The 13,037-nt window shown below is 52.8% G+C and carries 5 protein-coding genes; all 5 read left to right on the forward strand.

What is annotated here, in order from left to right:
* Positions 1–322 precede the first annotated feature (322 nt).
* The 5 genes from ABEA14_RS02900 (at position 323) to ABEA14_RS02920 (ending at position 12,845) form a co-directional block, all read left to right on the forward strand.
* Positions 323–8,803 carry a starch-binding protein gene (locus tag ABEA14_RS02900; protein WP_345338342.1) on the forward strand — a complete coding sequence of 2,827 codons (8,481 nt, stop codon included), beginning with the start codon at positions 323–325 and terminating at the stop codon, positions 8,801–8,803.
* A 14-nt stretch (positions 8,804–8,817) separates the two neighbouring features.
* Positions 8,818–10,140, forward strand: coding sequence for a DUF1552 domain-containing protein (locus ABEA14_RS02905; protein WP_345338343.1), 1,323 nt, complete (start codon positions 8,818–8,820; stop codon positions 10,138–10,140).
* Between the two features lie 274 nt (positions 10,141–10,414).
* Positions 10,415–10,810 (forward strand): transmembrane 220 family protein, encoded by a 396-nt coding sequence (locus ABEA14_RS02910; RefSeq protein WP_345338344.1) that lies wholly within the window; start codon positions 10,415–10,417, stop codon positions 10,808–10,810.
* A gap of 585 nt (positions 10,811–11,395) precedes the next feature.
* Complete coding sequence (locus tag ABEA14_RS02915) at positions 11,396–11,668, forward strand: hypothetical protein (RefSeq protein ID WP_345338346.1); 273 nt, start codon at positions 11,396–11,398, stop codon at positions 11,666–11,668.
* Positions 11,669–12,344: 676 nt separating this feature from the next.
* Entirely contained in the window at positions 12,345–12,845 is a 501-nt protein-coding gene (locus ABEA14_RS02920) for a P-loop nucleotide/nucleoside kinase family protein (protein ID WP_345338347.1), read from the forward strand.
* Positions 12,846–13,037: the final 192 nt, after the last annotated feature.

Here is a 13,037-nt window from a genome sequence, read left to right on the forward strand (position 1 = left end):
TTGAGCAAGAAGTGAGCCGCGAAGCATAGACATCTATGTGAGTGGCGAATGACGCAGCGCAAAGGGCGTTTCAACGAACCCTTCGGGACGCATTTGTAGACGCTTTATCCGTCGTTGTCGGTCATTTGTTGATGTTCAATCAACTACATGACCTCCGCCTCGGCTAAATCAGCAACAAATTGCGTGAAAACCATGCAGCAAAGGCCAACAGACCCTAGAAGATATCGTTAACATAAGCCGGGCCCGACCAATCTGAGACCCTACAACGCTTGGCCTCTGGGGACCGCTTCCTGGCCGGGCGACCAATGGCGAGGAGGCCGCCGTGTTAAAAAAGACCATAAGGCATAGCCTGGTGGGCGTGGTTGCTGCGGGCGCTTTGGGCATATCAGCCCAAGTCAGTGCAGAGCCGCGAACTGCATTTGTGCATCTGTTTGAATGGCAATGGAGCGATATTGCCATCGAGTGTGAGGAGCAGCTGGGACCAAAAGGGTTCTCTGCGGTTCAAGTCTCACCCCCCAACGAGCATATTCAGGGCGATGCCTGGTGGACTCGATATCAACCTGTCAGTTACAGCATCGATAACAGTCGCAGCGGTACCCGCGCCGAATTTATCGATATGGTAAATCGCTGTAACGCAGTGGACGTTGAGATCTACGTCGACGCGGTGGTTAACCATATGGCCGGTGGCAGTGGCACTGGCACATCGGGTAGCAGCTACTCATTCGGTAGCAACTATCCGGAATACAACTCCCAGCATTTTCACAACAACAACTGTGATGTCACCCAAGAGGACTATGGCACCAATGCCTGGCGGGTGCGTAACTGTAACATTCCCGGATTGCCGGATTTGGCAACCGGACGCGATGATGTGCGAAATACCATCGCCGCCTACATGAATGAGATGATTGGCCTTGGGGTCACCGGCTTCCGTATTGATGCTGCCAAACATATGGAGCCCGCCGATGTGCAGGCGATCCAGAACAAACTCTCAGCCCCTGTTTATATCTTCCAGGAAGTGATCGACCTCGGTGGCGAAGCGATCAGCCGTGATGAATATACCGATATTGCTGATGTGACTGAGTTTCAGTACTCAGCCAAAATTGGCGATACCTTCAAGAATGGGCAACTCAGCTGGCTGAATAACTTCGGCACTGGCTGGGGCTTTATGGCCGATGACAAAGCGGTCGTATTTACTGATAACCACGATAACCAGCGTGGTCATGGTGCCGGTGGCGCTAACGTACTGACCTTCAAAGATGGCGCTCTCTACGATCTGGCCAACGTCTATATGCTGGCCTGGCCATACGGCTATCCCAAAGTCATGTCCAGTTACCAGTTCGGTGACGTTAACAGCAAGGTTGAAACCGACAGAGGGCCGCCGGGAATTCGAGTACATGATGGCAATACCCTGAACTGTTTTGCCGACGACTGGAAGTGTGAGCACCGCTGGCGTCCTATCGCGAACATGGTCTCTTTCCGCAACTTCACCAGTGGTTCTGCAGTGAGCAACTGGTGGGATAATGGCAATAACCGCATCGCATTTGGCCGCAGTGGCAATGGCTTTGTGGTCATTAACCGTGAAGATGGCGTGTTGAGCCAAAGCTTTGCCACCGGCATGGCGGCAGGCACTTATTGTGATGTAGTCAACAGTGACTACGACACCGCAAACGGCAGCTGTGACGGCACAGAGATTGTTGTCGACAGCGCAGGTAACGCGACATTCACAGTCGCGGCCTACAGCTCGGCGGCGATCCACGTTGGCGCCGAAGTCACGGGCGAGTGCACCACTAACTGTGGTGGTGGCTTCAACTGGGACAACGCTTACCTGCGTGGAACCTCTAATGGCTGGGCTACCACAGCCATGACCCAAAACAGTGAAACCGGATTGTGGGAGCTTACAGCGACTTTCGGCGCTGATAACCCACGCTTTAAGATCACTCGATACACAGACTGGACTGAAGCTTATCCGGCAGAAGATTTCCTAATCACCGAAGGGGCGGGGGATTACCTGATCACCTTCAATGACGGTAACCAGGATATTACGGCCACCAAACAAACCGTGATTATTCCAGTTGACCCGATTGAGATTGAAGCAACCAGCATCTGTTACGACAATGCCGCGGGTTTTGCTAATCCAACTATTTATTACTGGGCAGCGTCACCCGCAGGCGTACTGACAGAGGTGAATTGGCCAGGCGTTGCGATGACTGCCAAGGGTGACTACTACTGTCATAACCTTGGTGCTGAATTGCAAAGCCTCAACATTATCTTTAATGACAACGGTGCCAACCAAACCGGTGATCTGGCGTCAGATGGGCAGGGTTGTTACAAAGACGGTGCCTGGGCAACACTGGAATCCTGTGGATTCGAAATCATCGTGCCTCAGGTGGCTCCGGTTGCGAACGCCGGTGCAGATATTCAGGCCACAGTCGGTCAAACAGTGACATTTGATGGCTCCGCCTCCTACGACAGCGATGGCTCCATTGTTTCCTGGTCCTGGAGCAACATGCTCACTGGTGAAACGGCGAACCGTACTTATGACACCGCGGGCAGTTACGTAGTCACTCTGACCGTGACAGACGACAGTGGCTTGGTGGCGACCGACCAAGTGACAGTAACCGTGTCTGCGCCGCAGGAAAACTCTGTTCTCTATTTCAAAAACAGCGCTGGCTTCGCTTCACCAACGGCACACTTCTTTGACTCCGTGCCTGCGGGGGCGGTGGCGACGACCACATGGCCAGGTGCAACGCTGACTAACATCGACGGCACTTGGTATCGCTATGACTTTGGCGTCCATGTTGACTCTCTGGGTGTGGTGTTTAATGACAGTGGTGCGAACCAAACCCCGGACCAGACCTTTACTCACGAAACCCCTTGTTATGAAGACGGTGCCTGGGTCGATATGGCCACTTGTAGCTACGGCCAGGGTAAGGATTACAACCATCCTGCGGGTCGTGCCATCTTCTACTACAACGGGAACGGTTGGGCGACACCAACGGCTTACACCTGGAACGAAGCGCCAGCAGGCTCAGTTGTTTCCAACGGTTGGCCTGGCAAAGCACTGACCGAATATGGCGATAACCTGTTCTATCTCGATATCGGCGACAACGCGGTGTCTACCAGCGTTATCTTTAGCGATGCGGGTAATAATCAGACTCAGGATCTGACCTTCAGTGGCAACAATAACTGTTACAAGGACGGCCAGTGGATCACCGCTGCAGCCTGCGGTGTCACGTCGCCGATTACCGCTGTCAGCGGGGGTGACCGCACGGTCAATATCAATAGCAGTGTGACACTTACAGCTGAGGGTTCGGAAGGCGATATCACTAGCTATGAATGGACGTCGTCTGAGTGGGGCACGCTAGAAGGTTTCTCTGTGACGACTCCAGTGCTTGCAACAGAGGGCGATATTGCGGTGACGCTCACTGTGACGGCCAGTGATGGCAGCACAGCAACAGACAGCTTTACCATTGCTGTGGTGGATAGCGGCTATGGCTATGCTTCTCGCCCACAACTGGCGCAGCCGTTGAACTTCCCAACCACAGGCCAGGTGTCTAGCGGCAACTACGGCTTCGAAAATGCGTTTCCAAATCTTGAAGGCGTGTTTGGTGCGGCCGTTCTGGTACTGCACGATGGCTTCAACGACCTGCTCTATGTGGTAGATAAACCGGGTCGTATCTACGCCTTCCCAAATCGTGGTGATGTCACACAACTAGAAGTCACTACCGTGCTGGATATCCGCAACGTGGTACGCGACTACCATGAGCAGGGGCTGATCGGCATGGCGTTCGATCCTGACTTTGCTAACAACGGCTATTTCTATATCTATTACATCCATGGTCTTAACGACAATGAGAGTGATGGCGGTAACTATGGTGACGCTATCCTTGAGCGTTGGACCATGGCGGACCCAGCAAACCCCGCTGGCGTGGTGGCAGATTCCAAGGTGGAAATACTGCGTGTGCCTCAGTTTGGCCCTGACCACAAAGGTGGCATGCTGCAGTTCCATCCGACCGAGGGTTATCTGTATCTGAGTATCGGTGATGGTGCTTATGGTCATAGTGCGACCCAATCCTTCCCTGAAGATCCGCGCACTAACAACAGCCCGCAGGAAACAGACAACCTGCGCGGCAGCATGATCCGTATCGAAGTGCTGGATTCGCCGGTCGACGGTAAGTACTACGCAATTCCTTCCGACAACCCGTTTGTAGGTGATCCTAATGTACTGGATGAGATCTGGAGTTACGGCCACCGTAACCCATGGCGCTGGGCGTTTGATACCGTAGCACCTTACACTTTGTGGGAAACCGAAGTGGGTCAGCAGGGCTACGAAGAGGTCAATATCATTGAGCCAGGTAAAAACTACGGTTGGCCGATCTGTGAAGGTCCAATTAACCGTGGTGAGCTGGGTGGTGATAACACCAGTAACCTGAGCTGTGAAATCGACTTCGTACCGCCTGTCGGTGGCTTCTACCATACCGGTAGCTCTTCGATCATCGGTGGTTTTGTTTACCGAGGAAACCAGCTGCCGGGCTTGAACGGCCGCTTTATCTTCGGTGATTACAACTCGAAGAAGATCTGGTCTATTGCCCAGGGCGAAGAGAAAGTCACATTATCTGACGCCTTCCCTGAGAACATCGCTTCGTTTGGCACTGGCTTGGACGGCTCTGACATCTTCATTACCACTTACGGTATTGAATTTGGTGATGGCAGCTCCCGCATCTATCGTGTGGTCGATCAAGATGCTCAGCAGGCCATTGTGCCCGCTAAGCTTTCCGACACCGGAATATTCAGTGACGTGGCCCAGCGTATTCCAGCAAGCGGTTTGATCCCTTACGAGTTGAACTCTGATGCCTGGTTTGATGGCGCCATCGCAACTCACTACATGGCGATCCCAAATGATCAGGTGCTCACCTTTGCCGAAGACGGCAACTGGACCTTCCCAGTTGGCTCAGTGTTGATTAAGCACCTTGAAGTGACCACCGATGCTGACGGCAACACACGCCCGGTAAACACGGCGGTACTGTTTAAGCAGGTCAGCGGTTGGGAAGCAGCCAACTATAAGTGGAACGCCAGCCTGACTGACGCCGACCTGGTCACCGAGTTTGAAACCATCAACGTCAATGAGTGGGTGGATGGTGCACTGGTCAGCCGCGAGCGTGTGATCCGCACGGGTAACGAATGTGCCAGCTGTCACGTCGGCAACGGTAGTAAGGATCCACTGTCGATGTTTACCCGCCAGCTCAACGGTGATGCGCAGTACCCAAGCATGGTTGATAACCAGCTGCGTACTTTAGACTTTATCGGCATGTTTGATCAGCCTCTTGGCAATGCCAGCAGCTACCCGGCGTTTGTCGATCCGGCAGACACCACGGCGGATGTCAATGAACGTGCTTATACCTACATGGACACTAACTGTGCCCACTGTCACCAGAGCGAAAGCTTTATGGACCTGCGTTATGAAACGCCTATCGGTGACAAGCAGATTGTGGGTGTCGGCACCAGTGGCGACCTCTACCGTGTCGATCCATTCCACCCTGAAAACAGTGTGGTGTATGTATTCCAGACCACCGATGGCAACCGTATGCCGAAGGGCTCCAAGTACACCAATCCATTGGCTGTGAGCCTGTTTGATCAGTGGATCAGTGCGCAGAATGCCATTGTGACTGGGGTTGAACTTGCGGTTTCTAATCAGGCGCCAGAGCTTAACGAAACGGTGACGCTATCGGTCGCAGATCTTTATGACAATGGCTTTACTGCACCGGTGACAGAAACGGTGATCTGGAACTCCAGTGACCCGGCCATTCTGGATCTGAGTAGCGCAACAGGCAGCTCTGTTCAGGTGGTGGCGCGTGCCGCAGGCGAAGTGACCATCATGGCGACTGTGAACGGCGCATCTGACAGCATGACGTTGCTAGTAGGCTCTGGCCCGGCCAAGCCAACTAACTTCTCAGCACAGGCGTTGTCATCAACAGCGATCAGCCTGAGTTGGACAGACAATGCCGAGGACGAAACCGGCTATCAGCTCTACCGTCGTTTGCAGCCAAATGATAACTGGGAGCTGTTGGTCGACTTAGCTGCAAACAGTGTTAGCCATGTCGATTCGGGCCTGAGTGCCGGTACGGCTTACTACTACCAGCTGGTTGCCAACAACGCTGAAGGCAGTTCGCCAGCGGTATTCAGCAGCGTATCGACACAATCAGGTAACAGTGGTTCATATGACAGCATCGCAGTCGTGCCGGGTGATATCACCTTGTTAGCCGGCGGGACTCAGCAGTTAGTGGCTGTCGGAAATCATGTGGATGGCCGTGACGGCATCACCTATGACGTGACCTGGAGTGTGGATGACACCAGCATTGCAACGGTAGATGCGTCGGGTCTGGTGACTGGCGGTACCACCGCGGGTGTTACCACGCTTCGCATTGTGACTGGTGAAGGTCAGGAAGCGCAGATCCAGATAGAAAACCTGGGTGAGGGTTTCTATGTCTACTTCCAGCAACCGGGCAACTGGGCACAAGCCAGCATGTATACCTGGTACGGTCCACAAGGCAACGAAACTCAGGGCTTGGGCATCTGGCCGGGCACAGAGATGGAAGCCTCACCTGAATACGGTGGCCTCTGGAAACGTATGCTGATCAAAGAGGAGTTCTTTGGTGGTACCAACAGCGTCAACCTTATCTTTAACTGTGGCAGTGATGAGTGTCAGACCGACGACTTGATCCTGACCCGCGGCTCAACCAATGTCTGGTTTGCTGACAACGCTTGGTTGGCGCAGGCGCCAGAGGTAGATGGTGCACCTGCTGGTACCCAGGTACAGGTGCAGAATGGTCGCATCAGTCTGCCAGGCAGCACTGCGAACCTTACCAGTAAGCTGTTTGTTGCGGGCACCGTTGCCGACGTAGTCGCAGACGAAGCTGGCCCGGGACAGCGCTTCGCTGGCTGGGAAGGCACTGGTACCGCCCTGCTACTGGATCCCAACAGCCCATCCACCAAGCTGGTGATCGAAGATGCGCTGTCATTAACCCTGCTCGCGGTGTTCGAAAGCATTGAAGACACCCATAAAGCAGGCCGTGAACAGTACCAGCAGATGTGTGCCGGTTGTCATGGCTCCGAAGGCGGTGGATCACCAAGTCTGATGGATATTGCCAGCCGAATGACGCTGGCAGATCTGACCGATTACATTGAAGTAAGCATGCCGAAAGGTAATGTAGGTGCCTGTGTCGGCGACTGTGCGGCAGACGTGGCCGCTATGGTCTACGAAGAAGCGTACACAGTGCCGGATGAGTTATGTGATGCCACCAGCCTGGCCGATATGGTTCCGCCGGATCGTGGTTTCCGCCTGCTGACCGCTTACGAGTACAACAACTCTGTGCGCGATCTGCTTGGCTTGCAGAACGACGTTAACGTCACTGACTCGGTACCGCAGGATATTGCCGTCAACGGCTTTAAGACTGACGCCAATGCCATCTTCACCAACGAGCACGTGTCTGGTTACATGGATGCGGCGGAGCTGGTGGTCGGCATGGTGGGTAGCCTGAACGACCTAGCGCCGGAATGTAGTGGTAACACTGACTGTATTATCAACAGCTTCGGTAAGCGTGCGTTCCGTCGTCCGCTAAGCGCCACTGAGTTCAACCAGCTTAAATCGCTGCACTCCGCCGAAGGCGACAGTGGTCTGCTGGTGGGTATCTTCTCCTCGCCGCTGATGCTGTATCGCAGTGAAGTGGGACAGGAGATCACGACCGGTGATCGCGCCGGTTACTTTGAGCTGACCGATTACGAAGTGGCGTCTCTGCTTAGTTACACTTACTGGGCGACCACGCCGGACGCTGAACTGATGAGTGCTGCGGACAGCGGCCAGCTCAGCAGCACAGGTCAGATTAAAACTCAGGTAGAGCGCCTGCTGGCAGATGACCGAGCCAAAGTTGCCTTTGACCGCTTTATTGAAGGCTGGCTCAGCACTAACCGCCATATCGATGGCCAGGTCAGTGATGAGATGAAGGTGTTGATGCGCGAAGAAACGCATTATTTTGTCCGCGAGATCGTGTTCGGTGGTGGCACCTATGATGAGCTGATGACAGCAAACTACAGCTACATGAACCAGGAGCTAGCGTCGCACTACGGTCTGCCGTGGCCGGGTGGTGCAGGTTGGCAACAGGTTAACTACAGTGGTAACAATGCTGACCGTGCCGGTCTGTTGGGACATGCCTTTATCCTGGCGGCATCAGCTAACGGTGAGAGCACACACCCTGTAAAACGTGGCTTGTTTGTTCGTCGCAATCTGATGTGTCAGGACTTCCCGCCACCGCCTGTGGGGGCTGAACTGAAACCGATTACTGACCCATCGAAGACCGTTCGTGAGCGTTTTGAAACTCATATTCAGGAACCATGTGCGGCGTGTCACCAGTACATCGACGGCATCGGGTTCGGTCTGGAAAGCTATGATAATCGTGGCTTGTTCCGCACCACCGAAACCACGCCAGACGGCACGGTGAAAGCAGTAGATGCCAGTGGTTACATCGGCAGTCTGTTGTCCGCGGAGACCTTCCTGACGGCATCGGATCCTATCCATAACTTCAGCACCATGACTGAGCTGGCGGACCTCATCGCCACCAGCCGTCACGGTAAAGCCTGTTTCGCTCGTCAGTGGTATCGCGCCACCCGAGGGCAGCGAGAGGAAGTGGAAGACAGCTGTACGCTGCAGGTGTTCGGCGACCAGTTCAAGCAGGACGGCAGTCAGCGCTCCATCCTGGAACTGATGGTTGATATGACCCAAACCCAAAACTACATCCTGCGTAAGTAAGGGAGGAGAGCAAGATGAAAGTATTAAAGAACAAAATGCAGCGTCGTGAATTCCTCCGCTCTCTGGCGATGGCAGGCATGGCCGTGCCTTTCGCCAGCCAGTTTCTGGTGGCAGGTAAGGCCCATGCGGCGGGTAACTCAGCGAAACGCCTGATAGTGGTGTTTTATCCTAACGGTTGTAAGCGGGACAGCTGGCACAGCTACGGTAACGAGCTGAGTCAGGCCAGCATGGCTAATAGCCCGCTACTGCCACTGGCACCCTATGCCGACCGCATGGTGGCATTTAAGAACCTCTCCTTTATTGGACATGGCGGCAGCTCCGGTCACCCGGAAGCTTGCCGTGGCATCTTCTCCGGTGGCCATGACTACTCGCCCACCATTGATGTCGCCATTGGTGAGGCGCTTAACGCTGGCACCCTGAACAACAATATCCATATGGGGCTCTGGTCATCGATGAAGACCGACAAGGAGTACCACCCATTCACGGATAAAAACGGCAATAAGATCATTCCTAATGATGATCCCCAGTCTATCTACGACAAATACTTCGCCGCCCTTGGCGGTGGAGGTGGCGGCGGTACCGATCCGGCAACGGAGACCCGTAAGCGGGTGCTGGATACTCTGCATGAGAACCTAGACCTGCTGCAGGCGTATCCGCTGAACGCCAGACAGACTGCCAAACTGCAGACTCACGAGGAGTCTCTTGCTTATCTGCAAAGCGTACTGAACAGTAACCTCGACCTCAGTGGTCTCAATCGTCCGGCCGTATCCATGACGGGCATCAATGAGGAAGCAGAGTTGGTGACCCAGGCTCAGATGCGCAATATCGCCTATGCGATGGAGTACGATCTGACCCGTGTTGCTACCTTCCAGTTTATGTCGGCGCAGGACGAGTCGCTGAAGATTAACTTTGAAAGCATTCACCCTTACATGGGCGACTTCGCTTTCCCTCCGAAGTTGACTTACAACGAGACTAAGAGCCACGTCAGCTCACATAACGAGAACGATCTGTTTGATGCACAGACCCGTTGGTACAACATGATGGTGAAGTACCTGTGTGATGAACTGGCGGCACGTCAGGATCCGACTGGCGGCGGTACCCTGCTTGATACCACCATGATTTTGATGATGTCAGAGATGGGCGGTGGTAACCACCAGCAGGAGAATGCCGGCGTTTACGTCATTGGTGGTGGTAATGGTGCCATCAATCAGGGCGTGGTCGTCGATGCCGGAAACCGTGGCAGCTCAAACCTGTTCTTAGATCTGGCAAATGCCATGGGACTGGGCTGGGGTAGCTACGGCAACAGTAACGGCGGTATCCCAGGTTTCCTTGCATAGAGAAAAGCGGCATGTAAGGCATGGCGGCCGCTATAGGCCGCCAATTTTTACCTACAGGACGTAGGGTATGTCGCGGGTGCATGGATGCACAGGAGCGACGATGTACAGGACGTACGGTCGAAAATTGCTCCATGCATTTTCGACATTTCCGCCGTCCATGGCGGTCGTATGCCGCGGGCACATGGTACCCAAAACACTGCGTGGGGCATGTTAATGTGCAGGAGCTACGATGCTCTGGAACGATGAAACAGTTTGAAAACGAAAGGGAGTACAAATGATGCGATGGTATGGAGCAATTTGCGCCGCAGTGTTTGCAGCCTTTGCTTTTGTGCAACTGAATGACCCCGATAGCTTGCCTTGGGTGATAGGGTATGGCGCATTGGCATTGCACTTTTTAGCGATGACTTTTGGTTATGCCAAGCGCCCATTGTTCTGGGCCGGTGCCATGCTGTCGCTTGTTATCTGCGCTTGGTACTCCCCAAGTATTGTCGAATTTCTTTTTAACAGCGACGGCATGGGGTTCTCAAACAGCATGAGCTTCAGCTACCCCTATATTGAAGAAACCCGTGAAGCACTGGGCCTGTTTATCGCTGCCATTATGCAGCTGATAGCGATTCGCCTACTGCCCCATGAAAAGATTGACGACAGTGAGTTACACATCCCGGTTTAAACAGCCAGACCGTTGGACCTTTCGCCGCCCAAATGGGCGGCTTTTTTATGTACAGGAAGTACGGTATGCCGCGGGCACATGGATGTGCAGGAGCGGCGATGTTCAGGACGAACGGTATGCCGCGGGCACATGGACGTGCAGGAGCGGCGATACCCACTACGTTCCGCGGGGCACGCTGTGTACAGGAAGTACGGTCGAAAACTGCTCCTGCGTTTTCGACATTTCCGCCATCCATGGCAGTCATATGCCTGGCGCGGGCACATGGTACCAAAAACACTTCGTGGGGCATGCTCTTTCTTGGATCCCTCTCCAGATGGAGAGGGTAGGGTGAGGGGAGCTTTTTGTGGGCAGACAACGTCCTCACCTTCGACATTCCCTGTATTCATGGCAAACAATTCAAATAGTGGTCAAATATACTAACGCACTGGCAAAATTGACCAAGATCAATTTTTAATGGGGAGCAGCTCCAATCAACTAAAATCCAATAAAATTCAACCAAAACATATAGATATGATTTCTTATCTAACTTGGCACACACCTTGTAATAGTCAAAGTGTCTTTTGATTAACTAACTTTGGAATCATCATGAATACTCTGACAACCGGCATCGCAACTGTACTTCTGATTGGCTCAACTTCAGCTATGGCTAACCCAACGGATACCAGTATTTCTGAGTACCTGGCAGGCCAACTTGAACAGCAAGCTGAGACTGTCGTTATCGAACTTGGTGAAGAACTTAGTCGCAGCGCTAGCGAACTACTGGACGAATCTTTAAACGCCATCATGGGAGAAGAGGTAGCTCGTCAGGAAAACCAGGAAAGTGCCGAAGATGGCACAGTATTAATCGCTGGTCGCTAGCGTCTCCTAGCTCAGCAAAAGGAGAAACAAGTACGCGTCTAATAGTCGGTTGTCATACGTAAATGTTTTTCTCTCTGGATGCCCGGTTGGCGAATGCCTCCGGGCTTTTTTATGTTCAGGACGAACGGTATGCCGCGGGCACACGGATGTGCAGGAGCGGCGATGTACAGGACGAACGGTCGAAAACTGCTCCTGCGTTTTCGACATTTCCGCCATCCATGGCGGTCGTACACCCACTACGTTTCACGGGGTGAGCTTTGCCGTGGGCACATGGTACCCAAAACACTTCGTGGGGCATGCTAATGTGCAGGAGCGGCGATACCCACTACGCTTCGCGGGGCTCGTATTCGCTAATCCCTATCCCCATTTAAGAAGGCGTTGTGCGAGCTTAATGGATGGCCCAGATTTAAGAGTGTTTTGTGACCTGAGGAATAAAACTAATAAGATCAGTAGATTAAGATGCAAAGTGCGAACTAACTAAAAGTAACTGAATGGTCGTTTTGGTAAGTACACTAGTATTGGCAACCAAATTTATCAATTTGGTGAATGACTAGAGGTACGGCTTATCTTTCGAGCTGCTTCAGGCGCTTTAAGGCGGTCTTTTTGAATAGTTTCGGTATATCTAACCAATCAGTATTAATCGATTGTTTCTAGAGAACCACTGCAGGGAACCGGCATGGAACAACTTGGCAAACTCACTTTCTTCTGTGGCAAGATGGGCGCAGGAAAATCGACGCTGTCGAAAAAACTGGCTGTCGAGCATCAGGCTGTGCTTATTTCTGAAGATGAGTGGTTGGCCGCACACTACTCTGAGCAGCTTCAGTCCTTTGATGACTACCGAAAATACTCTCACATAATCAAACCCTTCATTAAAGAGCATGTGCAACAGATTCTTCGCGCAGGTACCAGTGTGGTGATGGACTTTCCTGCAAACATGGTCCGGCAAAGGGCTTGGTTTAAGCTGTTATGCGATGAGGTTGGTTGTGAGCATGAGTTGGTCTATCTGAATGTATCCCACGAGCAGTGCCTTGAGCAGATAGCTAAACGGCGTATTGAACAGCCAGAACGGGCTCAGTTTGATACTGAAGAGATTTTTATGCTTGTTACACAGTACTTTGAACCACCGAGTGAAGATGAAGAGTTGAACGTTTCAATTGTGTCAGAACTAAAAGACTAACCCGGTTTAGGGTGATTGAGTTCTCCGCTAATGGTGCCGAAGATGCTCCCAAAACATAGCTTCATTTCAAAAAATATCATCGTGTTCATGGCGCTGGCTTGTATTGTCGGCTACCAGTTATGTGAAGTTTGATGACAGTTAACTATTCGGTTTCAAGCCGAAACCTAGTATGGTTTCGGCCTGTGAGTTCAA

It is taken from the genome of Corallincola platygyrae, assembly GCF_039544265.1.
In the GTDB taxonomy this organism is placed as follows: Bacteria; Pseudomonadota; Gammaproteobacteria; order Enterobacterales; family Neiellaceae; genus Corallincola; species Corallincola platygyrae.

What these genes read in the sequence shown, in the direction of transcription:
- ABEA14_RS02920 (WP_345338347.1), top strand. Translation starts at nt 12,345, where the DNA reads ATGGAACAACTTGGCAAACTCACTTTCTTCTGTGGCAAGATGGGCGCA.
- ABEA14_RS02905 (WP_345338343.1), top strand. Translation starts at nt 8,818, where the DNA reads ATGAAAGTATTAAAGAACAAAATGCAGCGTCGTGAATTCCTCCGCTCT.
- ABEA14_RS02910 (WP_345338344.1), top strand. Translation starts at nt 10,415, where the DNA reads ATGATGCGATGGTATGGAGCAATTTGCGCCGCAGTGTTTGCAGCCTTT.
- ABEA14_RS02915 (WP_345338346.1), top strand. Translation starts at nt 11,396, where the DNA reads ATGAATACTCTGACAACCGGCATCGCAACTGTACTTCTGATTGGCTCA.